Consider the following 24,824-nt stretch of genomic DNA (forward strand, 5'->3'; position numbering starts at 1 on the left):
GGCTTGGGGCAGAGGTTAAGTCAAAAGAAAGCCAGACCATTCAAAATGCGGATGCGACGGCGACCAAGCCTTTATTTTGCCTCCGTGGCGCCGAAGAGCAAATAGAAACATCACACGAATGACGTGCCTGAGCGCCGAAAGATTGTGACTGTCACGAAACTTGGTGTAGTGTCGCTCGGTTCCGCACAGCCGGTTCGCACTGGTTAAAGAGTGACGGCTGCCTGACATTATCCATTTGCTGGTTTTCTGTGTCGTCTGTCAGCTTTTGGACGGGCAGATACGTTGAGCATGCGGGTAGCGCGACGGATTCCACGAGTGTCGACGATCAGGCAGTCATCGATCACGAAGGCGTCTTGCCCGCGCGACGGCTTGCCGTCATGAGCACTATCCCGCGCCTTGCGCGGTTGGAACAAAGCCTTACGGGGAGGGCGTTGCATGGAATTTGGTTTCAATCTGAACCGCACGGCGAACGCGTCGGTATGGCGGATCTTGCCCAATCGCTGGGACTTCGTCGCGTTCCCGATGATCATCTGCATCATCGCGCTTGCCGCTGTCGGTTTCCACGAGACGCTCGCGCCTATTTCCACCCTGCAGACGCAGGCGATCTCGCTCGACCCCGGCAATCTCCCCGAATACGCGCTGCGCACGACCTTGCGCATGCTGCTCGCCATGGTCGCCTCGCTCATCTTCACGCTGGTTTATGGCACGCTCGCGGCGAAGAGCCGGCGCGCGTCGGTCGTGCTGGTGCCGGTGCTCGACATCCTGCAATCGGTGCCGGTGCTCGGCTACATCTCGTTTACCGTCACGTTCTTTCTCGCGCTTTTTCCCGGGCGCGTGATCGGCGCGGAGTGTGCCGCGATTTTCGCCATCTTCACGAGCCAGGCGTGGAACATGACCTTCAGCTTCTACCAGTCGCTGCGCACGGTGCCGCGCGATCTGGATGAAGTCTCGCGCGGCTTTCACCTCACCAACTGGCAGCGCTTCTGGAAGCTCGAAGTGCCGTTCTCCATGCCCGGCCTCATCTGGAACATGATGATGTCGATGTCGGGCGGCTGGTTCTTCGTCGTCGCCTCCGAGGCCATCACGGTGGGCAACCGGAGCATCGTGCTGCCGGGTATCGGCGCGTATCTGGCCGCGGCGATCGGCGAGCGCAATCTCTCCGCGATCGGTTGGGTGATTCTGGCAATGACCGTCGTTATCCTTGCCTACGATCAACTGATGTTCCGTCCGCTTGTCGCGTGGGCAGACAAATTCCGCATGGAGAACACGAGCTCGGGCAACGCGCCGGAATCGTGGCTGCTCGATCTGATTCGCCGCACGCGGCTGATCCACCGGTTGCTGGTGCCGGCCGGATGGCTGTTCGCGAAGGCCGCGCGCTTCCCGATTCGTCTGCCGTCGCTGCAAGGCGTGAAGCTGCCGTTGCGCGCCACCGTGCCGTCCACGCGCACCGGCGATATCGCCTGGGGCGCGGCCGTGCTGCTCGTCACGGCGTTCGTCACGTGGAAGGTGGTCTCGTTCGTGTCGACGGGCGTCGGCTGGAGCGATGTCGGTCACGTGTTCGTGCTCGGCTTCATCACGCTAATTCGCGTGGTCGTGCTGATCGGCATTGCGTCGGTGGTGTGGGTGCCGGTCGGCGTGCTGATCGGGTTGCGCCCCGCGCTCGCCGAGAAGATGCAGCCCGTCGCGCAGTTTCTCGCGGCGTTTCCGGCGAACCTGCTGTTTCCGGTGTTCGTCGTCGCCATCGTGCGCTGGCATCTGAACCCGGATATCTGGCTTTCGCCGTTGATCGTGCTCGGAACGCAGTGGTATATCCTCTTCAACGTGATTGCCGGGGCATCGGCGTATCCGAACGATTACCGCGAGGCCGCGGCCAACTTCCAGATTCGCGGTTGGCAATGGTGGAAAAAGGCCATGCTGCCGGGCATCTTCCCGTACTACATCACCGGCGCGATCACGGCATCGGGCGGCGCGTGGAACGCGAGCATCGTTGCGGAGGCGGTGTCGTGGGGCAAGACGAGCGTCGTCGCGCACGGGCTCGGCGCGTATATCGCGCAGACCACTGCGGATGGCGACTATCCGAAGATCATCCTGGGCATTGCCGTGATGTCGCTTTTCGTCACGCTGTTCAACCGATTGTTGTGGCGCCCGCTGTACGCCTACGCCGAAGCAAGACTTCGACTGGATTGAGGACGAGTTCCGATGCAGAACACCAAGAACACGCAAAACCCCAACACGCCGGGCGCATCGCGCACGACGGGCACGCCGGCGCCCAGCGTGCCCGGCACGCCGCCGCGCCTGGGCGCGGAAATCCTGCGCGTGCAGAACGTGAGCCGCGGATTCAACAAGACCCAGGGCGAACTGCTCGTGCTCGACGACGCCAACCTCTCGCTGCGCGAAGGCGAGATCGTCGGTCTGCTCGGACGTTCGGGCTCGGGTAAATCGACGCTGTTGCGCATCATCGCCGGACTGATCGAGCCGACTGCCGGCGACGTCACTTATCTGAACGAGCCCTTGCGCGGACCGGCGAAGGGCGTCGCGATGGTGTTCCAGACGTTCGCGCTGTTCCCGTGGCTGACCGTCATGCAAAACGTGGAAGCGGGTCTGGAAGCGCAGGGCGTGGCGGCGCGCGAGCGACGTGAACGGGCGTTGGCGGCCATCGACCTGATCGGGCTGGACGGTTTCGAGAATGCCTATCCGCGCGAATTGTCGGGCGGCATGCGGCAGCGCGTGGGTTTTGCGCGCGCGCTCGTCGTCGATCCGACCTTGCTGCTCATGGACGAGCCATTTTCCGCGCTCGACGTGCTGACCGCCGAGAACTTGCGTACCGACTTGCTCGACTTGTGGACGCAAGGGCGCATGCCGATCAAGTCGGTGCTGATCGTCACGCACAACATCGAGGAAGCGGTGTTCATGTGCGACCGCATTCTGGTGCTGTCGTCGAATCCGGGCCGCGTGATGGCCGAGATCAAGGTGCCGTTCAAGCATCCGCGCAATCGTCTGGACCCGGCGTTCCGGCGTCTCGTCGACGACATTTACGCGAAGATGACCGCGCGGCAACTGGATGAATCGAAGAAGAAGGGACTCGAGCTCGGAAGCTGGCTGCCGTCGGTGTCGACCAATCTGATGGCGGGTCTCATCGAAACGCTCGCGGCGGAGCCGTATCACGGTCGCGCGGACATGCCGGAAATTGCGCGCACGCTGCATCTCGAGGTCGATGAACTCTTTCCGGTGGCCGAAGTGCTGCAGCATCTCGGTTTCGCCGACGTGCGCGAAGGCGATATTTTCCTGACGCCGCAGGCGCGCGTGTTCGCCGAATTCGGCACGCAGGAACGCAAGATGATGTTCGCCGAGCATCTGCTGCGGCACGTGCCGCTCGCGGCGCGGATCAAGAAGGTGCTGAACGAGCGGCCGGGGCATCGCGCGCCGCGCGTGCGCTTCGAGCAGGAACTGGAAGACTTCCTCTCCGACAAGGCCGCGCAGGAAACGCTGGATGCGGTCATCGACTGGGGTCGTTATGGCGAGATCTTCTCGTACAACGATCAGACGGAGATGCTGAGTCTGGAGGACGTGGAGGCTTGAGGCTATTGGTGGTTTTTGCGGGGAAAGGCGCGGTGGCCGTTCAGGACGCCGCGTTTTTCTTTGGGGCTTTGATCATCACGTCGTGCTGGAGGCAAGTGAGAACGCTGAAGGTCGAGGCAAGGAGAAGCGAGTACTCGTCACGCCGTTTTCGAAAGTAGCAGGCGCACGGCAACGGTCAACGAACGGCGCGGCAGGCTCGCACTGCACTGGCCCGCCAACATCAAGCCATCGCCAGAATGGAAGCCAACAAAAAAGCGCGGACTCGCCGCGCTTCTTGTTCGAAGCCTCTAAGCAAAAAAGCGGTTCGACTGTCTCCCGCCTACTGTAGATTTCCCCACCGCTCGACCGCCGGTTCCGCCGAAGCCCACTTCCATCCCTCGGTTTGCTGACACGCCGTCGCGATGAACCAGTCTTCATGCGAACTCGGATCGTCGCCATCCGCCACGGAGAACGCGAATTCCTTGCAGCTCGCAAGCGCGCTCTTGACCTCGCGCAGCACTCGCACCTGGCCGTGGCCATTTTCCACCGGCAAGGTGTGCTTGACCTTCCAGGGTCGCGTCTCGCCGATGTCCGACATGCCCGCCGTCACCGCAATGGCAACCTGTTGATCCTGATGCAGAGACTTCGTCACGCGCTTCACGACTTCGTCGGTCGCGGCCTGCACCGCAATGCCGACGCCCAGGCCGATAGCCGGATTGGTCGTCACCGCGCCCGTCGCCACGCCCGCGAGCGCACCGCTTGCCGCGCCAATCGACGCGCAGCCGCTCATCGCGACGCACGCCGCCGCGAAAGCCGCGATGCAGCCAAGGCGCAGCGCCATGGATACCGCCACGCGCTCCGTCATTGCAGCGAGCCCCAACGCGGCGTCGCCGGTTCGGCCGATGCCCACTTCCACTTGTCGCCGTCGCGGCACACGGATGCCACGTAGAACGCGCTGTCGGCGGCACGGTCTTTGGTCGCGTCGCGATCGACGGAAAAGACGATTTCCTTGCAGTCGAGCGTACCGCTGCTGATCTGGCGGCTCACTGTCACGCGGCCTTTCTCGTCGTCTTCGATAGGCACCGAATGCACCGAGATCCACGGCGCCACCGAGCCGACGTCGAGCGGGCCGGCGACCGACGCGATCTTGTCCTGCGTGTCCGTATGCACGATGCGCTGCGAGTACTGCACGCCCGCCCGCGCCGCCGCCACCGCGCCAAGACCGATACCCGTGGCGACCGCCGCATTGCTCGTCACCTTGCCCGCGATAGCCGCACCGGCGATACCGGCACCAGCCGTCGCGCCTTCGCTATAGAGGGAATTGCAGCCGCTGAGACTCACGCAGGCGATAGCGCCCGACACGATCGCGGCAAGCGCGGCGGCGCGCTTGCCGCGCCATTCAACCCTGATCTGCATGTTGCTGGTTTCCTTCGTCTGCCCAGGCGCCGTGAGCCAGGCTGCGAATCTCCTTGAGGAATCGCCGCCAAAGCCCCGCCACGTAAGAATGCGCGACACGTGCATGTCGCGAGCTTCGCGCATTTTGAAGCATGCTTCTAATTACCGGTTCGAGAAAATTGCAAGAAATTGCAAGCAGCGGGAACGCGTAGCTCAACGCTCCATAAAAAAGGCGAGAACGCTTTCACGCACTCGCCTTTTGTTCGTCCATGAAGGACGGACGCTCAACTTTCGTTGCTGCCGCCGGAAGGGGCTTCGCCTGATTCGGTGTCCTCGTTTTCATAGGCGCCAAGGCGGTTGTAGAGCGTCTTGAGACTTACGCCCAGCGCTTTCGCGGCACGACGCTTGTCGCCGCCGCAATGCTTGAGCGTGCCGAGGATGATCTGCTTCTGCGCATCCGCGAGCGGCGTGCCGACCCAGACGTTCATCGCATCGCCCTGAGTGACGGGCTTCTTCACGCGCGATGCCAGATGCGGATGCGCGATCTCCACCGTCTTCTCCGCGAGAATGAACGCGCGATACACCGTGTTCTTGAGTTCGCGCACGTTGCCCGGCCACGAGTAGGTGCGCAGCACGTCGAGCGCGCGCTTGCTGAAGGCCTTGCTCGTGCCCTCCTGCGCGTTCATTTCGGACAGAAAATGCTGGGCGAGCAGTTCGCGGTCCGAATCGCGTTCGCGCAAAGGCGGCGCGCGCAGCGGAAACACGGCGAGCCGGTACATCAAGTCCTCGCGCAAGCCGTTTTCCTTCACGGCGGCAATCGGATCGCGGTTGGTCGCGGCGATCACTCGAACGTCGGAGCTGATGAGATCGTTGCCGCCGACCCGAAAGAACGTGCCGGTTTCGAGCGCGCGCAAGAGCTTCACCTGCCGCACGGGCGACATCTCCGTCACTTCGTCGAGAAAAAGCGTGCCGCCATTCGCGTGTTCGAAGTAGCCGATACGTCCCGATACCGCGCCCGTGAAACTGCCTTTTTCGTGACCGAAGAGTTCCGCTTCGATGAGGTTGTCGGGAATCGCGCCGCAATTCACGGCAATGAACGGTGCGTCCTTGCGCGCGCTTTTATCGTGGATGGTCCGCGCGACGAGCTCCTTGCCGGTGCCCGACTCGCCGATGATGAGCGCGGTCGCATCGGTGCCGGCGACGCGTTCGATCTGCGTGTACAACTCCTGCATCACGGGTGATGAGCCGTACAGCAGTCCGTACGATCTCAAGCCCGGCACTTCCCCCGCATTGCGCTTTTTCTGCGCGGCTGTATCGCCGACGGCGATGGGCGGGTCCAGATCGGTTGTCGCCATGTGTGCTGATATGTCCTGAGTTCTGCCAATATGGTTGAGCGGATGGCGGCCAGGCATCGGTCAAGCGTGGTGGCGCATGTCGATGCGCGAGAGCGGCGCCAAGCATGCGAACCGGCCGCGTTAGCTGAGTTTCGGCTTGATGCCGCCAGTTTCGGGCGTTTCCTGGCAGCAACACGTCGCTTGGTTTGACGGCAAGCAAGCTCGCGATCCATTCGTACGATCGCTCGTCAGGCGGGTCGATGTTTTCCGTAGACGGACAAGTCCATCTCATAAACGCTATTTAACCATTCGCAACGACTTTGCGGCAACGTGCGGCGTTCGGCATCGCCCAATTTGTCTGATTGGCACATGTGCGTCGCGTGACTTCCGGCAAGGTTCTCGCTCCGCTCGGGGAATTTACACGTCCACAGCGTAATACTTACCCGGTTTCGTGATGGCTTGCGCGGACCACTTCGGGCAGAACATTTCCTGGACGCCGTCACAGATGGCTGGCATGAAAGCTGCAAGGACGGAGTTATCCTTATTCGAACAAGCTCGCAACAAGCGGTCGGTGTGCATCGCAACTGCGAGCGGACGGCAGCGAGAGAGGTAACACGCATCATGGACGATACGCTCGACTTCGACACCGCCACGCGCGACGGCACTATGGTCGGCAACTTCGGTGGCAACGCCAGCAAGCCCGTGCGGCCGACGCGCGGCGGACAGGAACTCGCGGTGCGCGAGCCGATCGACATTTACCATTGGGCTCTGGTCGCGCTGGTGACCGCGCTCATGTGTGCCGTGCTCGGTTACGCGGCGGGCACACCTGCGCTCTCGCGTGCGGCGAACGTCACGAGCGCCGTGTTCGGCATGCTTGGCGTCGCGTTGATGGCCGGCGGCGTCCTGCGCAATCTGCGCATGCGTTTCACGATGCACGGTGTGGCCAAGGCGCTCGCGGGCGCTGAAACGCATTGAGATACGCAAAGCTTCAGACTTCACCCCCACATTTCTAAGGCAAGGACCTGATTTCATGACTGAGACGACTGTCCAGCTTGCGTTGGGCAAGCAGAAAATTATCGAAGACATCAAGGTGCTGCTCAACGACTCGGAAGAGTTGTTGCGGCTCTCGGCGTCGCTGCCGGGCGAGGGCGTCGATGCCTTGCGCACGCGCCTTCGCGATCACGTCGATTCGGCGCGCTCCGCGCTCGAAGACGCTCAAGCAAGCGCGCAGACGCGTTACAAGACCAGCGTCGAGTGCACCGAAAAATATGTGCGCGAAAATCCGTGGCAATCGCTGGGTATCGCGGCGGGCGCGGGCTTTCTCATCGGGCTTCTGGTTGTCCGCTGATCGAAGCGCGCTGGGTAGTCAAGAGCGCGCATCGGCGAAATCAAGGCACAAACAGCGATTTAGATAATCAAGGGAGAAAACGAGATGGCACGTCCTTCAATCGGAATTTTCGGGGCGCTGTTCGCGGTGGGCAGCGTGCTTGCATGGAAATGGGCGCAATCGCGCGATGCTGCCACACGTCGCACGGCCCGCGATCTGCACCGTTGGGAAGACGAGGGCGGCAAGGTGCTGACGCCGTCGAGTCGCCTGCCCGCGCCGCATGAGGTGAATGGTCACGGCGTAGGCGGCACGGCAGACGCCTGGAATTTCCCGCGAAGCTGACGCGCAGTAGTTCACGACCGTCGTTCAAGTGCGAGCGACGGAGTGCTGCCGGAAGGCGTTTTCATCACCGCCGCGTTTGAACGAACTCCACGCACGCCCGACCGGCGTGCGTTTTTATGTCGATAAACCTTTATAATCAACGAATATCCGCCATAAGTTGCCTAAATGGAAAAACTTACGGCTGAGAGACCCAAGCGTACAGCGCATCGGAAATTATTCTATTTCTCGCGCTTTTTGCGTCATGCACTTCGAGCTCGAGCCACAACGGGCGCATGACCGAAAGCCGCACCGGCCCGGGCAGTCCACCGTGTCATCGCCCGGAGAAGACCACGCCGCACCTGGCGTGTGACCCTGAAAACGCTTTGGAAATATCGAGACGCAATGCCACATGTATTGATTGTCGATGACGATCCCAGTACCCGCGAGGCGCTAGCCGCGATCATCGGCGAAGACGGACTGACGACAGCCACGGCAGGCGACTTGCGCGAGGCGCGCATCCAGCTCGTGCGGCAGACGCCGGACGTCGTGTTTACCGACCTCAAGCTGCCCGACGGCACCGGCGTCGATCTGTTCGAGGATCTGGACCCGCGCTCGGGCGTCGAGTTCATCGTCATTACCGGCCATGCGACCGTCGAGTCCGCGGTCAGCGCACTCAAGATGGGTGCGGCGGATTATCTGGTCAAACCCATCAACATGCAGCGCGTGAAGGCGATCCTTTCGCGCCTGCCGCGCGCCGGCGACCTGAAAGCGGAAATCGGCACCTTGCGTGGCGAGTTGCGCCGCATGGGCCGCTTCGGGCTGATGCTCGGCAATTCGCCGGCCATGCAAACGGTCTACGATCAGATCGGCCGCGTGGCACCGACGGCAGCGTCCGTGCTGTTGATCGGCGAGTCCGGCACCGGCAAGGAAGTCGCCGCGCAGACGCTGCACGAGCTGAGCCTGCGACGCAAGCACGCGTTCATCGCGGTGAATTGCGGCGCCATTTCGCCGAACCTGATCGAATCCGAAATGTTCGGCCATGAACGCGGCTCGTTCACAGGCGCGGACCGGCAGCACAAGGGTTATTTCGAGCGCGCGAACGGCGGCACGCTGTTCCTCGACGAAATCACCGAGATGCCTATCGAGCTTCAAGTGAAGCTGTTGCGCGTGCTCGAAACCGGCATGTTCATGCGCGTCGGGACCACGAAGGAACTCGAAACAGACGTGCGCCTGATTGCTGCGACCAATCGCGATCCCGAGCAGGCTGTGCTCGAAGGCAAACTGCGGCTCGACCTGTATCACCGCCTGAACGTGTTTCCGATCAACCTGCCGCCGCTGCGCGAACGCGGCACGGACGTCGAATTGCTCGGGCAGGCGTTCCTCGACGAACTCAACTCGCGTTACAACACGAAGAAGGTGTTTCCCGCCGCCGTGCGTGAAATGCTCGCGTCCTACAACTGGCCCGGCAACGTGCGCGAGTTGAAGAACTACGTGCAGCGCGCGTACATCATGTCGGGTACGGATTCGGATAGCACGGCCACCGTGCCGCTGCAGATTTCACTGTCGCGTCCTTCTGCGGGCACGGCGGTGACGATTCCCTTCGGCACGTCGCTCGCGCAGGCTGATCGGCAGCTCATTCTCGCTACGCTCGAACAATGCGGCGGCGTGAAGACGCGGGCGGCGGAAATTCTCGGCATCAGCCTGAAGACGCTGTATAACCGGCTCGTCGAATACGGCGAGGATGCTGCTGGCAAGGCAGCCGTCGGAGAAGGCGGAGACCTTTCTGACGCGGATAGCGAAAATACCTGAACGTCGTTTATCTTTAGACAAAACATTGCCCGCTGCTCGCAAAGCGCGGGCTTTTTTATTTGTCGCATGCGGATTCAGCGCCGATAATGAAGCGGAGTCCTGGCGTGAGGTAGGCGTAATTTGGAAGAAACAAGGGCATAGGCCTTGCTGACTTCTGACTGCCATCCACGCGCGGGAAACCGCAGGAAAAAGGAGCGTGGATGCGGCGATTACGATCACAAGACCGCAAGGAGCCTGACATGCCCGATTTCGCATCCGATAGCGCTCGAATCAGCGCGCAGACGCCCCAGCCGCCGGACCCGCCCGTGACGCCGCCCGATCAGCCGCCGCCCACGCCGATCCCGCCCGACACGAATCCCGATCCGACTCGCGAGCCGCCCGAACAACCGATGCAGCCCATTGGCGACCCGCCGCCCGGACCGAACGAAGCGCCGCACGTGCAATAAGGGAATTGGCGGACTTTCGACCATTCACTGAATCTGTGCAGGCTTTGAATAAGTTTCCATCTCGAAGGTAGGGATTACAACGTAGCCAGCAACAATGACCGGCGCTGCAATCAGTGTCCGGTCGATTTTCAAACAAAGATGCATTGCGACAAGATCGGTCCGACGCCGCCGACGTCATTTTCGACGGCCTTCTTCTCTGGAGGCATTGATGAGGCATCCCGCACTCCGACGCTCCGCGCGTCACTCTTCCAAGCGCGAAGCACGCGCCGAGGCGGCTAAAACCGCTGGTGGCGAAGCCGCGCCGGCACCGCCGATCGAACACGATCCCGCCAGCCAGAACCGCCCCGCACCTGACGCTCCGCCCGACGGCGAGCACAATCAGGGCGGCGTGCGCCGCGAGGGAATCGATTATCAGCGCGACCTGGGTTCGGAGCAGGATTCCTGATTTCACCGCCTTTGTTTCCTTCGACGAAAGAGCAAAAACTTCTACGCGGCGGCGGCTTACCGCGTGTCCGATTTCGTTCGTAACACTTGGATACGAATTTTCATCCTGCCCGTGTCTTAAAAAGGCACGGCTCTTGCATATCTTCAGCCGCCAATTCGAGCAAGCAACGACAACTGAGAGGTGATGCTGTAATGAGCAGATTGATCGTGGTTTCGAATCGCGTCGCGCCGATCCAGGAAGGCAAGCCCAGCGCGGGCGGCCTTGCCATCGGCGTTCTGGATGCGCTCAAGGAGACGGGCGGCGTATGGTTCGGTTGGAGCGGCGAGATCGTCGGTGAAGCGGCTGACCCTGTCATCGAGAAAAACGGCAATGTGACGTATGCCACCGTCGGCCTGACGCGCCGCGATTACGACCAGTATTACCGTGGTTTTTCGAACGCCACGCTGTGGCCGACTTTCCACTATCGCAACGACCTGTCGCGTTTCGATCGCGAGGAATACGCGGGCTATATGCGCGTGAACGCGGGACTCGCCGCGAAGCTCAAGACGCTCATCAAGCCGGATGACATCATCTGGGTACACGACTATCACTTGCTGCCGTTCGCGCAGGAGTGCCGCAAGATCGGCATCCAGAATCCGATTGGCTTCTTTCTGCACATTCCGTTTCCGGTGCCGGAAGTAATGCGGACCGTGCCACCGCACGAGGAACTGATTGCCGGCATGTGTCAGTACGACGTCGTGGGCTTTCAGACCGATGCCGACAAGCAGTCCTTCACCGATTACGTCGAACGTAGCGGGCGTGGTCATCTGAGCGAAGACGGCATGTTGCAGGCGTTCGGCCGCATGCTGAAAGTGGGCGCGTATCCGATCGGCATCTATCCGGACGCCATCGCCAAGGCAGCGGATCAGTTCTCCAACCGCAAGCAGGTCAAGAGCCTGCGCGACAGCATGCGTGGCCGCAAGCTCATCATGAGCGTCGATCGGCTGGATTATTCGAAGGGCCTCGTCGAGCGCTTCCAGGCTTTCGAGCGCCTTTTGCTCAACGCGCCGGGCTGGCATGGCCGCGTTTCGCTCGTGCAGATCGCGCCGCCGACACGCTCGGACGTGCAGACATATCAGCGCATTCGCCAGAACCTGGAAGGCGAAGCGGGGCGTATCAATGGCCGTTTTGCGCAACTCGACTGGACGCCGATTCAATATCTCAACCGCAAATACGAACGCAATCTGCTGATGGCGCTTTTCAGGCTTTCGCAGGTCGGATATGTCACGCCGCTGCGTGACGGAATGAATCTCGTGGCGAAGGAATATGTCGCGTCGCAAGACCCGGCCGATCCGGGCGCGCTCGTGCTGTCGCAATTTGCCGGGGCGGCGGATCAACTGCCGGGCGCGCTCGTCGTCAATCCGTTCGATCTGTCGCAGATGTCCGAAGCGCTCGAACGTGCGTTGTCGATGCCGCTCGCCGAACGCCAGGCGCGTCACGCCGACATGATGGCGCCGCTGCGCGAGAACAATCTGTCCGTGTGGCGCGATTCGTTCCTGTCGGATCTGCGCAGCGTCGCAACCGCGACTTCCGTCACCGAGCAGACCGTCAAGACGGTGCGCCAGGGCGCGAGTACATCGACGCAGGCAAGACGGCCTTCCGCCAAGGCATGAACGTGTAACCAGAAAACCCCGCGCCTCTACACGGCGCGGGGTTTTTATTTGTGCGCGCCATTCGACGCCGCAAGGCTTGCGCGGAACGCTCCTTGCGCTTCAACCTTCGACACGAAACGAAGGAGGTCACGATGAGCGGAAGCACTCTGAATCCCAATGAAGAAGGCGAGATCGAAGTTGGCAAGGGGCACGGCACAGGCGCGTTAGGTCCGAGCGATTCCTCGGATAGCGGTTCCGACGTGCAGGGCGAAATGCGTCATCCGGGCGACATCGAAGACGAACTCGATGCCCACGCGCTCGGCCAGTCCAAAGCCGAACTCGCGAGCGATACCGACCGCTACGGCACCGGCGAGGCAGCATCCGCCGATGGCGACCACAATCTCGAACCGGACGCGGACATTCTGCCGGACGACATCGAGGACGAAACGCGCGGCCTGCTCGACGAAGACGCTGACCCCGCGGACGACGAAGACAAGGTCTGAGCACGCATTAACGATCGATACGGCGTGCCGCGTTGCACTTGCGGCGCGCCGTTTTACGCACGTCTTTCGAAGCGGCGTTAACATCGGCGATTGATAACCGCCAAGCTCACGCCGATGACCCGAGAAGTTCCGACCTCTTCCACGCCTGTCGCTGTCGGCCGCACGTCGCGTTTTGGCTGGGTTGCGTGGTTCGTCGATCCCGTCAGGCAATGGATTCAGGACCATTGCCTGATGTTCTCCGCATCGATTTCGTTTTTCGCGGCGTTCTCGCTGGCGCCGACGCTCGTCATCGTCATCGCGGTCGCGAGCGTTTTCTTCGGCGCGGATGCCGTGCAAGGCAGACTCTTCGATGAAATCAGCGGCGTGGTCGGCCCCGATGCGGCGCACGCGCTCGAAGCCATCGTCGCCAACGCGTGGCACGCGGATATCGCGCGCAGCACGGCGCTGCTTTCGGCGGGCGGCGTGCTGATCGGCGCGTCGGCGACGTTTTCATCGCTGCATAGCGCGCTCAACGTGATCTGGCCCACGCCTATCGTGAGCGCGAAGGAAAGCATCGTCTCGCTGCTGCGCGTTCGGCTGATGTCCTTCGGCCTGGTCGTCGGCTCCGGCTTGCTGGTGGTTGCGTTGCTCGTGCTCGATGCGCTCGTCGAAGTGCTCGGCCATTGGGCTTTCGGCGACGGCAATCCGTTCATCATTCTGTCGAGCGTCACGCAGCGCGCGATTTCACTCGGCATGCTCACGCTCGCGTTCACGCTTCTGCTCAAGTTCTTGCCGACCACGCGCATGATGTGGCGCGACGCCGCGTTAGGCGCAACCGCGGCGGCCATGTTGTTCGAGGCGGGCAAGCGACTGTTTGCGTTTTATCTCGCGCATGCGGGCACGGCTAACATGTTCGGCGCGGCGGGGTCGCTCGCGATCATCCTCATGTGGCTCTACTATTCGGCGGCGGTGTTTCTGCTCGGCGCGGAGCTGGCGGCAACGGCGGCACGCAGACGCACGCATCGGGAAGCAGGCTGGCGTTAGCGCGTCGACTAAACGCGGCGATTCGGCCGCGCATAAAAAAAACCGCCCGTTGACAGGGCGGCTGCGTGCTGAGGCTACGAGGCGACTCTCTTGACCGGGTCGTCGCCCAATGCGTCAGCGCGTGAAATCTGCGTGCGTTCAGGCTTGGCGGCGCAACTCGGCGGGCGGCACCTTCATCAGATGACGATACTTCGCCACCGTGCGGCGCGCGACGATTACGCCCTGATCCGCGAGCATCTTGGCAAGGCTCACGTCCGATAGCGGGTCGCGCGAGTTTTCCTTCGAGATCATTTCCTTGAGCAGCGCGCGCACGGCGGCAGCGGAGCATGTACCGCCGCTTTCCGTGCTGAGTTCGCGCGGGAAGAAGTGTTTGAATTCGAAGATGCCGCGCGGCGTCGACATGTACTTGTTGCCCGTGGCGCGCGAGATGGTCGATTCGTGCAGGCCGAGCTCGTCGGCGACATCGCGCAGGACGAGCGGCTTGAGCGCGATTTCGCCGTAATCGAAGAACGCCTTTTGATGCGAGACGATACATTCGGCCACGCGTTGAATCGTCGTGAAGCGCTGCTGCGCGTTGCGGATCAGCCAGCGCGCTTCCTGCAACTGTTGCGCGAGCGGCGAACGGCTTGCGCCAGCGGACTGCGCGAACAATTCCGCGTACATGCGGTGGATGCGCGCGCGCGGCAACACCGCCGGATTGATCGTGACGACCCAGCTTTTCTTGACCTGACGCACGATGACGTCTGGCACCACGTAGTTGTCTTCGCTCGCGCCGTAGTTCTCGCCGGGCTTCGGGTCGAGACGACGCACCAGCGCACACGCTATACGCAGTTCTTCCGCGCTGCAGCCGATCTTCTTTTGCAGTTCGGCCTGCTCGCGGCGTGCAAGCCGTTCCAGATGATGTCCCACGATCTCGCGTGCGACGGCGCGGCCCGGCGTGCCTTCGGGCATCGCATCGAGCTGCAGGGTCAGGCATTCCGAGAGGTTGCGCGCACCGACGCCCGGCTTGTCGAGCGACTGCACGAGCTTGAGTGCGATAGTGAGTTCGTCTTCGGTCAGCGCCGGTTCGATATCGACCACATCGGCGAGTTCGCTCAGTTCCTGACGCAGATAGCCGTCGTCATCCAATGCTTCGATGATGAGCTGGGCAATCGCGCGGTCGCGCTGGCTGAGTTGATAGAGGCGCAGAGTATCGTGCAAGGTCTCATGCAGCGACGGCTCGATGCGTACCCAGTCGGCGGGATCGGAACCTTCGCCGTCGCCGCTGTTGCGCGTCGAACTGCGGCCGAACGGATCGGACGAGTAGTCGCTCATGGAGTCGTCGCGCGAATTGTTGTCGCCGCCGGAGTCGCTGTCCATGCTGCTTTCGGAGGCCATTGGCGCTTCGGTCGCATTGTCGGACGAATTCGAGAGCGGCGAGTCGCTCATCGAATTGCCGTTGTCGGCGGAAAGGGCGTTGTCTTCGGTTTGCGACTCGTCGTATTCGAGAAACGGATTCGTGTCCAGCGCGTTACGCAACTCCTGTTGAAACTCCAGCGACGACAACTGCAGCAGGCGTACCGACTGCTGAAGGCGCGGGGTGAGTGCGAGGCTTTGCTTGGTGCGAAGTTCGAGTGTAGGCGGCATTGCTTGCTAATCCTCGTTATTCTGGACTGAGAGGTGTTCGTAACGAGGACTAAAGCAATGGTTATGCCAATGCGCATCGGATGCCTGCTGCATCTACGTTTCGATCTTTGTCCACGGCTTGTTTTCACTTGGCGAAGCGATGCTTTCGCGCACTTTTTACACGCACTCAGACAAAAGCGCCGCGCCCTCCCGGGCTTATGGATTGGACTTGAGCGGTTGATGCCGCGCTTGCCGAGGACGACTTCGAGAAGCGCCAAGCCCTTTGATTCGTCGGGCTTTTTTGCTGCGTGCGGAGACCCACTAAGCACTTTTGACGGGGCACGGCACGCAAGTTGCGGTAGGGGGACACGATTCGTGCAACACGCGGCGAACGTGATCGAGCATCACTAAAAGCAGCACCCACGGGGCGTTCCGCAAACAGGCTCAAAGCCGCGGACGCGCAGTATCGAAAATCGAAAAAATGGAGTATTGCCATGAAGACGACTCAATTCCTCAAAGCTGCTGGCGGTATCGCATGTGTGGTGTTCGCGCTGAACGTGAACGCGCAGACCACGACGACGAACTCGGGTTCGACGGACACGTCCGTTGGCCAAAAGGTCGATGACAGCGCAGTGACGACCAAGGTCAAGGCCGAACTGCTGCAAGCGAAGAACGTCAAGTCGACGCATATTCACGTCAAGACGCGCGCCGGCGTCGTCTCGCTTACCGGCACGGTGCCGTCGGCGGAAGACAAGACCGCCGCCGAAGAAACCGTAAAGCAGGTTTCCGGTGTTGCTTCCGTGAAAAACCATCTTAAAATCGCTGCCAACTAATGGCATAGTGCGTATGCCCGGCTCGTCACGGCGGGTCGCGGTGTAGCAGTCGCAGTACCGGAACCCGCGCGGAAGTTTGGCGAATCGCTCTCTTGAACGATGAGGCCAGGCTTCTAGCGCGGGTTCTTGCATGAGCAGCGTGGAGAACGTGCGCGCGGCCATGCGAAAGTCGCAGACGGGCATGACACGCAATACCCTCGCAGCATCTTTGCTACCTTAAAACGAAGTACGTCCGTTCGAGGACGTTACGCAAAGCCGGCCTGCGAATGCTTCCTTCGCGATGCATCCAAGGGCCACGGCAAATGGAGCTCTTATGAAGACGAAAAAGATGGCCTTGATTGGCGCGCTGGCACTCGCATTCTCGACGACGGCATTCGCGCAAGCGGCTTCCGACGCCGCTGCCGCTCCGGCGAAGAAGCAGAAAGGCACGTATCTGCATCAGCAAGACAAGGCGCACAAACTGAAGGGCGCATCGGCGGCCGCTGCGGCTTCCGCGCTCGGGACGAACGACAAGGGTCAGCCGCAGTAAGCCTTCGTCGTTGCCTGCTGCTTAACTGAAACGGCCGCGCAAGCGGCCGTTTCTCTTTGATCTTTCGCTTCCACACGCGCGCGCCGCAATAAAAAATCGCCGCGCACTTGGCGCGGCGACTGTCGCATCACGAGCCGCCAACCTCGCGGCTTCGACGCTAAACCGAGTCAGGACTTCGCTGCAGCGTACTGATCGCGCAGATCGCGGATACGGTCGTGGTTCTCGAGCACGCCCTGATACTGGCGTTCGACCACGGCACGCACATCGGCGGGCAGATCCTTGTCGAGTGCTTCGCGATAGTTCTTCTTAGCGGAATCTTCACCGCGCTCGCATTCGGCGAGAATCGCGTGATCGCCGTGACCGGTGACGGCCGATTTGACATCGACCCAGCCGCGATGCAGCGCGCCTGCAACCGAGCCGCCCGTTTCCGGCGTGCCGCCCAGACGCTGAACGATTTCCTGCAACTCGCGTGCGCCGGTCGTGCAGGCTTGCGCGCGGTCCTGGAATAGCAGCTTGAGGCTTGCGTCACGCGTCTCTTCGGCGGCCTTGAGGAAACCCTTTTCGCCGTCCTTGGACGTTTCGATGAGATCGTTGAGTACCGATACGACGTTCGTGCTCATATGACACCTCCTATTAGTTTGGATCTTGCCATCGTGCAACATCCGGCACGTTGGCTCTGGTACGAGTAGACGCACGCGGCGTGCCCGGCAGACCGCTTTCCGCAGTCATTCGCTTCAGGCACGATGTTCCGCAAACTTTTCCACCGGCTTCGGCGGCTTGGACGGGTCGAAGTCGCTCCACTTGCCTTGCTGCCAGCGGCCCGAAGCGCGTTCGACATCGACGCCGCCTGCATCGCGCAAGATGGTGGCGGCATCGTTCGAATTCTCCGGCGACACATGCACCGCGACCAGCACGCCCGCATGACGCGGCGCCGCTTCGGTGTGAGCCGACTCCTTGGTCTTGGTATGCGACATCGCGCCCGCCAGCGAGCCAACGTAAGCGCCGACACCCGCTGCAATGGCGGAGACGATCAGCGGCGCCTTGAAGATGGCGAAGAGCGCCGCGCCGACGATAGCGCCCACGACCGCACCGATGGTCACGCCTTTACCTGCGCCCTTGGGCGAGGAGCGCGCGCCAACGTCGGTGCCGACATCGCCACCCAGCGGATGCCGCGCATGTTGACCGCCCGGATTCACGAAGAACAGGGTGACGTCTTCTTCGATGAAGCCGCGTTCGAAGAGGCGCTGTGCCGCGGCTTCGGCAGCGGGAAAAGTCTGGAAGCGACCCGCGATGATCAGGGACATATTCCCTCCTTCTTTTCAGTGTTGCGTGGTTCGGCCCGGGCGCGTGCGCTCGCGGGACAAAGGATTAACGATGTAAGTCCTGCTCAATCCGGTTCGAGTCCCGCGACGCGGAACAAGCCGCTACGCAGCACGACGGGCACGCCGCCGTTGTCATCGAGCACTTCGGCGCATACCGCGCGAATGCGCGCCTCGCCGCGCTCGAATGCGGGAAGCAGATCGTCCTCGCGCGCGGATGGAGCGCCGAAATGATCTTCCAGCGCTTCGGCGCTGATCGAGCACACGACGGGTTCGGAGTCGACGAGCGCGGTGAAGTGGAGGGCGAGGTCGTCGCCATCGAACACGGGTTTTTCATCTGCAAAGGTGATATGCATGGTCGAATCCTCATAGGCCGGACGATGTCTTGCATGCGCGTCCGCTACGGCGCGGGTCAGCCGTGTTGCAGGGCTGTCGGATACATCGATGACTTCCATGAATTGAAAGACGCTCATGACGCCGCCTTTGCCTTCGCCAGTTGTTGCGCCATGGCGTAGTGATGGCCGATAACGGGCAACGCCTTCGCCGCGACTGCCTTCAACGCGGCGTCATTGCCTTGCTCGCTTTCTTGCTTGAACAACTCCATGGCCTTGCGATGCCCATCGACGGCTACCTTTTGGATATAGGCATCGTCGAATGCATCGCCCTGAAGATTTTGCAGGCTGCCGATCACCGACGAATCCGCGCTCGGTGGCTCGCTCATGCCGTGGCGTTTTGCGATTCCATCCAGGCTGTGCGCGAGCTTCGTATGATCCGCGATCATTCGCTGTGCAAAGTCCTTAACCTGCTTGCCGCTTGCATGCGTGAGCGCGAGCTTGCTGGCTGCGATTTCGGTCGCGCCCGCGGTGCCGGCGTCTTGCACGAACTGCTGGTCGACGCTCGACAGCTTGGCGCTTGCGGCGTCACCGGTCTGCGCGTGAGCAGCGCAGGCAACGGCCAGCGTTATCGCACTTGCACAGCCTGCGAACAACGATCGCGGCATCATCGGCTCGACTCCGTTTTGGTCGTTGATTCTTGTTGAATACGGTGGCCCCGTCGCTTCTTGTTTCAGGCGGCGCGCGTCTTGCCGAGCGCGTCGATCAGTGCCTTGTTGAAAGCGGGGATGTCGTCGGGCTTGCGGCTCGTGATGAGATTGCCGTCGATCTGTACTTCCTGATCGACCCAAGTGCCGCCCGCGTTGCGAATGTCGTCCTGCAGGCTCGGCCAGCTCGTCATCGTGCGGCCTGCAATGATGCCCGCCGAGATCGGCAGCCAGCCGCCATGACAGATCACGGCGATGGGCTTCTTCGCCTGATCCGCTTCCTTCACGAAGCTTTGCGCCTTGGCGTCCAGGCGGATGGCGTCGCCGTTGACCACGCCGCCCGGCAGCACGACGGCGTCGTAATCGGATGCGTTGGCGGCGTCGAAGGTTTGGTCCACATCGACCTTGTCACCTTTGTCGACGTGCTTGAAGCCCTGGATCTGTCCGGGCTTTTGAGAAATGACATCGACCTGCGCGCCAGCTTCCTTGAGCGCGCGCTGCGGCTCGATTAGTTCGGCTTGCTCGAAGCCGTCCAATGCAAGAATCGCGACCCTGTAACCGTCAAGGGAAATTGCCATTGCTTCACTCCTTCATTGCTCGAATATTGATGCACCGCAAGAGGCGGATACCTGATTCGAAGAAGAGCAAGGGGTGTGCCCAAGTGGGGGCTGGGGCGCGTCGGTGATCGGCCAAACCATGGCTAAAGCCGAACCATCAAACGGTCTCGACGCTACGCTTCCCCGTCAGCCGCAAAAGACTAACCAAAGCCGCCGTCGCCGCGAAACCAGCACCTACGCCAAGCGCGATCAGCGGCCCGTGCTGCGGCTCGACGCCAAAGATCAACGCGACGATAGCCGCGCCGAGTGTCTGCCCCGTCAGCCGCGCCGTGCCGAGCATGCCGCTCGCGCCGCCGCTGCGATGCCGTGGCGCGGAAGAAATGATTTGTCGGTTGTTCGGAGACTGGAACAGCCCGAAGCCAAGCCCACAGACCGCCATGCGCCAGCCGATATCGAACGCATCCGGATGCGGGCCTGTCGTGGCGAGCAGCGCAAGACCCACGGTCAGAACCGCCAGCCCGATGCCGCCCAGCAGACCAGCGGGATAACGATCCGCGAGCACGCCCGCGAGCGGCGCGACGAACACGATCACGAGCGGCCACGGCGTCATCAGGAAGCCAGTTTCGACCTGACTCATGCCGAAGCCGTTCTGCAGCAGAAAAGGCAGCGACACGAACGCCAGCATCTGCGCGCAGAACGAACACACCGACGCGCCAATCGATAGCGCGAACACTGGAATGCGCAACAGATCGACGGGCAAAAGTGGCGCGCTTTGACGCAATTGCCGGCGCACGAAAAAGTAGCCGATGACCGCCGTCACGATGAACTCGCCGATCACATACGGCCGATGCTCGCCGTGCCCGAGCCCGTCGACCGCGACGATGGCAAGCCCGAAGAAAAGCGCGTTCATCAGCGCGCTGATGTAGTCGTAAGGCCGGCGATGCCCGTCCATGCGCGGCAGCGCCTTCGTGCCGATGGCAAGCGCCACGAGTCCTATCGGCACGTTGATGGCAAAGAGCCACGGCCAGGTGGCGACCGAGAGCACGCCCGAGGCGACCGTCGGACCGATCACCGATGAAATCGCGACCACGGTTGCATTGATGCTGATGCCGCGCCCCAGATGCTTTTGCGGATAGATCATGCGCACGATCGCGGTGTTCACGCTCATGATTCCCGCCGCGCCGAATCCCTGCACGATTCGCGCTAGCGTCAGCGTGAGCAGCGAACCGGACATCGCGCAGGCCAGTGACGAGACAGTGAAGACCGCGAGGCCGGCCATATACACGCGACGGTAGCCGATACGGTCGCCGAGCGAAGCCAGCGGCAAAAGCGAGATGGTGACGGTGAGCTGATACGCGTTGACGATCCAGATGGAATCCGCGGGCGAGGCCAGCAGATTGCGCGCGATGGTCGGCAACGCGACGTTGGCGATGGCGCCGTCGAGTACCGCGAGCGTAATGCCGAGCGCGACCACCGCGATGGCCCAATAACGCTGCGGCAGGGGAAGACCTTGTTCGGAATCCATCGGTAGGCGAGAGGTAGGAGCGGCGCGTTCAACGGCCGGACGATGCGCGCATCGTCCGGAGAAGAAGCGTGGTGCTTATTTCAGCTGATAGAGACCGGTGTACGTCGCCGAGTCGATCTCGTTGAGATGAGTCATGAAGCGCGCAACGGCATTGGTCGCGTTGGCATCGAGCGGCAGTTGATCCGCCTTCAGCGCGTGAATACGGAAGATGTAGCGATGCGGCTTGTCGCCACGCGGCGGCGCGGCGCCACCGAAGCCAACCGTGCCGTAGTCGTTGCGCATTTGCAGCGCGCCCGCCGGCAAGAGGCTGCCATCCGCCTTGCCCGCGTTGCGCGGCAGCGAGCGGACATCGGCGGGAATGTTGACCACGACCCAGTGCCAGAAGCCGCTGCCGGTGGGCGCGTCGGGATCGTAGACGGTAAGCGCGAGGCTTCGCGTGTCGGCCGGCGGGTCTTCCCATTGCAGCGCCGGGGAAAGGTTGTCGCCCGAGACGCCGAAAGCCTGCTGATCGAACTCGTGCTCGCGCGTCAAGTAACCGTTGGCGGGAAATTCGTCGGACCAGATGCGGAAATCAGCCATGAGAGTCATGCCTCCTTGTCGCGTGTTGGGAGTTGGCGGACTGAAAGGGTCCGCGGACGTGTGTCATGCACGCTTGAATACGGCAGCACGCAACCGATTGCAGCAAGCATGCCTACGATCGGGAGTTGAACTTGCGGCGCGTTATTCGATCGAGTGTAGCATCCGCCCCTCAATTGAGTCGGGCGTCGCTCTTGATTCGGGAAAATCGCCCGGTATCTGCTCGCTTATCAGCGGATGGGACGTAAAAGCGGCGCGCTACAATATTGAGACAAATCGTGCGATGAATAGCGCTCCGACGCGAGCCGAAGGGATTTTTATGCCAAACGATCCGCGCCCAATCACTGGACAGTTCACCCCCGCGAGCGTGCCGGAAGACGATGCCGACATGTTCGACCTCGCTCCGGTCTCGCTCTGGCTCGAAGACTTCAGCGCCGTGCGCGAGCAGTTCGAGCGCTGGCGCGCGGCGGGCGTCACCGACTTGCGCGCGTTCCTCGAAGAAGACCCGGCGCGCATCGTCGAATGCTCTTCACGCATTCGGGTGGTGAAGGTGAATCGGCGCACGCTCGGCTTGTTCGGCGCGAAAGACCTCGATCATCTCGTGCAAAACCTCGAACGCGTGTTTCGCGACGACATGCTGACCACGCACATCGACGAACTGGAGCAACTCTGGTCCGGCGAACCGCGTTTCGTAAGCCAGACGGTCAACTACACGCTCGACGGCAAGCGTCTCGACGTGCTTCTCAAGGCCGCGATCTTGCCGGGGCACGAGAATACGTGGAGCCGTGTGCTCGTCACCATCGAGGACATCACGGAACTCGAAACCATGCGCCGCCAGACCGCGGCGAGCGGCCTTTATGCGCGCGGCCTTTTCGAGCATTCGCCGGTTTCGCTGTGGGTGGAAGACTTCAGTTCCGTGAAAGACTTGCTCGACGATGTACGCGAACGGGGTATCGTCGACTTCCGTACCTTTACGAGCGTGCATCCCGAATTCGTCGAACGATGCATGCAAGAGATTCACGTCCTAGACGTGAATCAGCACACCTTGCGCATGTTCGCCGCGCCCGACAAGGCGACCTTGCTCGCGCGTCTGCCGGAAGTGTTCCGCGACGACATGCAGCAGCACTTTCAGGAGCAGTTGATCGAGCTATGGGAGCACAAGCTCTTTCATCAGCGCGAGGTGCTGAACTATTCGCTCGATGGCAACGAGGTGCACGTGCACCTGCAATTTTCGGTGTTTCCGGGGCACGAGAAGCGCTGGGATCTCGTGCTCGTCGCGCTCACGGACATCACCGCGCGCAAGAAGGCCGAGGCGTATCTGGAGTTTCTCGGCAAGCACGACGTGCTCACCAAGCTCAAGAATCGCTCGTTCTATGCCGATGAAATCAATCGGCTGGAGCGCAAGGGTCCGTTCCCCGTGACGGCCATCGCGGTCGATGTGAATGGCCTCAAGACCGTCAACGATCAGCTCGGCCACGCGGCCGGCGACGCCTTGCTGCGCCGCGCGGGCGAAGTGCTCTCGAAGGCGGTGGAGAAGCCGTTCCAGGCGGCGCGGATAGGCGGCGACGAATTCATGGTGCTGCTGCCCGGCACGGACGAACGCGGCGGCGAGGCGCTGATGGACGGCATTCGCCAGTTGCTCGAAGTGAACAATCAGTTTTACTCGGGCATGCCGCTCAGCTTCGCGATGGGCGCCGCGACCGCGCACGAAGGCGAGCGCATCGAGCCGATGCTGCAACGCGCCGATGCCGCGATGTATGTCGAGAAGCGCCTGCACTACGCCAACGCGCAACGCAAATAGGGCGCTTCGGACGACGGCTTATTGAGCCTGTGCCGTCGCTTCATCGATACCCTTGTTCAGCGCCGGGCAGGCTTCGTCGATCTGCTTTTGGTATTGCGCCGGATTGCTCGTCTGCAGCTTGTTGATGCGATCCACCGTCGGTTGCGCCTGCGCGAGCCCGAGCTTCCACTCGGCGTCGAAGTCGGGCGCATCGGGGAAGTTCTTGCGTGCCATGTCCTTGAAACGCGCCACCTTGGCAGCGTCGATATGACACAGGTCGGCTGCGCCGCGCGCGATGTTCGCGCTCGTCATCACGCCTTCGGCGGCAAGCAGTTGCGGCGTGGCGGGATGACCGGGAGGCAGTTGCGTCTGCGCCGCCGCGTGCAGGGCGCCAAGACCCAGCAAGGATGCGGCAAGTACCTGAAGGTGCTTCATTCGATTCTCGTTTGATTGATGCGGACCACGCATCGGGGACCGAAAAATTATAGGTTAAGCCTTTGAAAACAAATGCCGCGCATAGGGATGAAGCGCATAAGACGCTTGGAAACCCCATGCTAGAATCGATTTTCGATGCCGTTCTCAGACAGAAAAATGAAGAAAGGAAGCAAGGCCGCCAGTGCTGCGCCCTCGTCGTCCTCGGAAGGGCGGCGCAAGTACGATCCTGAGGAGACCAAGCGGAACATCCTTGACATCGCGACGCAGGAATTCTCGGCAATGGGTCTGACCGGCGCGCGCGTCGACGCAATCGCGGAGCGCACCAACACCACGAAGCGCATGCTGTATTACTACTTCGGCAGCAAGGACGGTCTCTATGAAGCCGTGCTGGAGCAGGTGTATGGCGACATCCGCGCGCTCGAACAAGAGCTCAGGCTGGAAGAGCTGGACCCGGAAGAGGCCATGCGCGAGTTCATCGGCTTCACGTTCGACTATCACGACAAGCATCGCGATTTCGTGCGTCTCGTGACTATCGAGAACGTGCATGGCGCGAAATACATCGAGCAGTCGAAGACCTTCAAGGCGCGTAACTCGACCGTCATCAAGACCATCGAAGACCTGATTGCGCGCGGTGTCGCGGCGGGGCGTTTTCGCGAGGACATCGACCCGATCGATCTGCATCTGATGATCAGCTCGTTCTGTTTTCATCGCGTGGCGAATCGGCATACGTGGGGCGCGGCGTTCGGGCGCGATCCATCCGGGCCGCGTTCACGGGCGCGGCATCGCGAGATGATCATCGAAGCAGTGCTGCGCTTCGTGCGCCGTGAAGACTAG

General features: G+C 61.7%; 27 protein-coding genes. 15 read left to right on the plus strand and 12 right to left on the minus strand.

What is annotated here, in order from left to right; all coding sequences use genetic code 11:
- Window positions 1-435 precede the first annotated feature (435 nt).
- Together NCR98_RS04210 and NCR98_RS04215 are read left to right on the plus strand one after the other, a co-directional pair.
- Complete coding sequence (locus NCR98_RS04210) at window positions 436-2,187, plus strand: ABC transporter permease (RefSeq protein WP_244827444.1); 1,752 nt, start codon at window positions 436-438, stop codon at window positions 2,185-2,187.
- A 12-nt stretch (window positions 2,188-2,199) separates the two neighbouring features.
- Window positions 2,200-3,579: an ABC transporter ATP-binding protein gene (locus NCR98_RS04215; RefSeq protein WP_244827445.1), complete on the plus strand. Its 1,380-nt coding sequence runs from the start codon at window positions 2,200-2,202 to the stop codon at window positions 3,577-3,579.
- A 319-nt stretch (window positions 3,580-3,898) separates the two neighbouring features.
- Here NCR98_RS04215 and NCR98_RS04220 read toward each other — a convergent pair whose 3' ends face one another.
- The 3 genes from NCR98_RS04220 to NCR98_RS04230 form a co-directional block, all read right to left on the minus strand.
- A complete protein-coding gene (locus tag NCR98_RS04220; RefSeq protein WP_250463975.1) occupies window positions 3,899-4,423 on the minus strand; it encodes a hypothetical protein in 525 nt (174 codons plus the stop codon).
- On the minus strand, window positions 4,420-4,974 hold the full coding sequence (locus NCR98_RS04225) for a hypothetical protein (RefSeq protein ID WP_244827447.1): 555 nt from the start codon (window positions 4,972-4,974) through the stop codon (window positions 4,420-4,422). Before NCR98_RS04225 ends, NCR98_RS04220 begins: the two co-directional genes overlap by 4 nt.
- A 263-nt stretch (window positions 4,975-5,237) precedes the next feature.
- On the minus strand, window positions 5,238-6,308 hold the full coding sequence (locus NCR98_RS04230) for a sigma-54 interaction domain-containing protein (protein WP_244827448.1): 1,071 nt from the start codon (window positions 6,306-6,308) through the stop codon (window positions 5,238-5,240).
- Window positions 6,309-6,908: 600 nt separating this feature from the next.
- Here NCR98_RS04230 and NCR98_RS04235 point away from each other — a divergent pair.
- The 9 genes from NCR98_RS04235 (at window position 6,909) to NCR98_RS04275 (ending at window position 13,792) form a co-directional block, all read left to right on the plus strand.
- The gene (locus tag NCR98_RS04235) at window positions 6,909-7,262 is read left to right on the plus strand and encodes a hypothetical protein (RefSeq protein WP_250525579.1); all 354 of its coding nucleotides are present in this window, start codon (window positions 6,909-6,911) and stop codon (window positions 7,260-7,262) included.
- Window positions 7,263-7,317: 55 nt separating this feature from the next.
- Window positions 7,318-7,635, plus strand: a complete 318-nt coding sequence (locus tag NCR98_RS04240) for an ElaB/YgaM/YqjD family protein (RefSeq protein WP_250508771.1) — start codon at window positions 7,318-7,320, stop codon at window positions 7,633-7,635.
- A gap of 84 nt (window positions 7,636-7,719) precedes the next feature.
- Window positions 7,720-7,956, plus strand: a complete 237-nt coding sequence (locus NCR98_RS04245; RefSeq protein WP_244827451.1) for a hypothetical protein — start codon at window positions 7,720-7,722, stop codon at window positions 7,954-7,956.
- A gap of 381 nt (window positions 7,957-8,337) precedes the next feature.
- Window positions 8,338-9,744: a sigma-54-dependent transcriptional regulator gene (locus tag NCR98_RS04250; RefSeq protein WP_244827452.1), complete on the plus strand. Its 1,407-nt coding sequence runs from the start codon at window positions 8,338-8,340 to the stop codon at window positions 9,742-9,744.
- A 239-nt stretch (window positions 9,745-9,983) separates the two neighbouring features.
- Window positions 9,984-10,190 carry a hypothetical protein gene (locus tag NCR98_RS04255; RefSeq protein WP_244827453.1) on the plus strand — a complete coding sequence of 69 codons (207 nt, stop codon included), beginning with the start codon at window positions 9,984-9,986 and terminating at the stop codon, window positions 10,188-10,190.
- A 208-nt stretch (window positions 10,191-10,398) separates the two neighbouring features.
- Window positions 10,399-10,635, plus strand: coding sequence for a hypothetical protein (locus NCR98_RS04260; protein ID WP_244827455.1), 237 nt, complete (start codon window positions 10,399-10,401; stop codon window positions 10,633-10,635).
- Window positions 10,636-10,826: 191 nt separating this feature from the next.
- A complete protein-coding gene (otsA, locus tag NCR98_RS04265) occupies window positions 10,827-12,287 on the plus strand; it encodes an alpha,alpha-trehalose-phosphate synthase (UDP-forming) (RefSeq protein WP_244827456.1) in 1,461 nt (486 codons plus the stop codon).
- 131 nt (window positions 12,288-12,418) lie between these two features.
- Entirely contained in the window at window positions 12,419-12,769 is a 351-nt protein-coding gene (locus NCR98_RS04270; RefSeq protein ID WP_244827457.1) for a chemotaxis protein, read from the plus strand.
- A gap of 114 nt (window positions 12,770-12,883) precedes the next feature.
- Entirely contained in the window at window positions 12,884-13,792 is a 909-nt protein-coding gene (locus NCR98_RS04275) for a YihY/virulence factor BrkB family protein (protein WP_250508774.1), read from the plus strand.
- Window positions 13,793-13,930: 138 nt separating this feature from the next.
- Here the strand turns inward: NCR98_RS04275 and NCR98_RS04280 are convergent, their stop codons facing one another.
- Entirely contained in the window at window positions 13,931-15,418 is a 1,488-nt protein-coding gene (locus NCR98_RS04280) for an RNA polymerase factor sigma-54 (protein ID WP_244827459.1), read from the minus strand.
- A gap of 473 nt (window positions 15,419-15,891) precedes the next feature.
- Between NCR98_RS04280 and NCR98_RS04285 the strand changes: the two genes are divergently transcribed.
- Entirely contained in the window at window positions 15,892-16,230 is a 339-nt protein-coding gene (locus tag NCR98_RS04285) for a BON domain-containing protein (protein ID WP_244827460.1), read from the plus strand.
- A 313-nt stretch (window positions 16,231-16,543) separates the two neighbouring features.
- Window positions 16,544-16,759, plus strand: coding sequence for a hypothetical protein (locus NCR98_RS04290; RefSeq protein WP_244827461.1), 216 nt, complete (start codon window positions 16,544-16,546; stop codon window positions 16,757-16,759).
- A 167-nt stretch (window positions 16,760-16,926) separates the two neighbouring features.
- Here the strand turns inward: NCR98_RS04290 and NCR98_RS04295 are convergent, their stop codons facing one another.
- The 7 genes from NCR98_RS04295 to NCR98_RS04325 all read right to left on the minus strand — a co-directional run bounded on the left by NCR98_RS04295 (window position 16,927) and on the right by NCR98_RS04325 (window position 21,778).
- Window positions 16,927-17,379: a PA2169 family four-helix-bundle protein gene (locus tag NCR98_RS04295; RefSeq protein WP_250463990.1), complete on the minus strand. Its 453-nt coding sequence runs from the start codon at window positions 17,377-17,379 to the stop codon at window positions 16,927-16,929.
- 114 nt (window positions 17,380-17,493) lie between these two features.
- Entirely contained in the window at window positions 17,494-18,063 is a 570-nt protein-coding gene (locus NCR98_RS04300; RefSeq protein ID WP_244827463.1) for a glycine zipper 2TM domain-containing protein, read from the minus strand.
- A gap of 83 nt (window positions 18,064-18,146) precedes the next feature.
- Complete coding sequence (locus NCR98_RS04305; RefSeq protein ID WP_244827994.1) at window positions 18,147-18,434, minus strand: DUF1488 family protein; 288 nt, start codon at window positions 18,432-18,434, stop codon at window positions 18,147-18,149.
- A gap of 113 nt (window positions 18,435-18,547) precedes the next feature.
- Window positions 18,548-19,081: a DUF4142 domain-containing protein gene (locus tag NCR98_RS04310; RefSeq protein ID WP_250525580.1), complete on the minus strand. Its 534-nt coding sequence runs from the start codon at window positions 19,079-19,081 to the stop codon at window positions 18,548-18,550.
- Between the two features lie 62 nt (window positions 19,082-19,143).
- Window positions 19,144-19,695, minus strand: a complete 552-nt coding sequence (locus tag NCR98_RS04315) for a type 1 glutamine amidotransferase domain-containing protein (RefSeq protein WP_250463994.1) — start codon at window positions 19,693-19,695, stop codon at window positions 19,144-19,146.
- A 136-nt stretch (window positions 19,696-19,831) separates the two neighbouring features.
- The gene (locus NCR98_RS04320; protein ID WP_250525581.1) at window positions 19,832-21,199 is read right to left on the minus strand and encodes an MFS transporter; all 1,368 of its coding nucleotides are present in this window, start codon (window positions 21,197-21,199) and stop codon (window positions 19,832-19,834) included.
- A 75-nt stretch (window positions 21,200-21,274) separates the two neighbouring features.
- A complete protein-coding gene (locus NCR98_RS04325; protein ID WP_250463998.1) occupies window positions 21,275-21,778 on the minus strand; it encodes a YbhB/YbcL family Raf kinase inhibitor-like protein in 504 nt (167 codons plus the stop codon).
- Window positions 21,779-22,094: 316 nt separating this feature from the next.
- Between NCR98_RS04325 and NCR98_RS04330 the strand changes: the two genes are divergently transcribed.
- Complete coding sequence (locus NCR98_RS04330) at window positions 22,095-23,576, plus strand: sensor domain-containing diguanylate cyclase (protein WP_250525582.1); 1,482 nt, start codon at window positions 22,095-22,097, stop codon at window positions 23,574-23,576.
- An 18-nt stretch (window positions 23,577-23,594) separates the two neighbouring features.
- Here the strand turns inward: NCR98_RS04330 and NCR98_RS04335 are convergent, their stop codons facing one another.
- Window positions 23,595-23,990, minus strand: a complete 396-nt coding sequence (locus NCR98_RS04335) for a hypothetical protein (protein WP_250525583.1) — start codon at window positions 23,988-23,990, stop codon at window positions 23,595-23,597.
- Between the two features lie 156 nt (window positions 23,991-24,146).
- Between NCR98_RS04335 and NCR98_RS04340 the strand changes: the two genes are divergently transcribed.
- Window positions 24,147-24,824 (plus strand): TetR/AcrR family transcriptional regulator, encoded by a 678-nt coding sequence (locus NCR98_RS04340; RefSeq protein WP_244827470.1) that lies wholly within the window; start codon window positions 24,147-24,149, stop codon window positions 24,822-24,824.

The organism is Caballeronia sp. GAWG2-1, from assembly GCF_023631405.1.
Classification (GTDB): Bacteria; Pseudomonadota; Gammaproteobacteria; order Burkholderiales; family Burkholderiaceae; genus Caballeronia.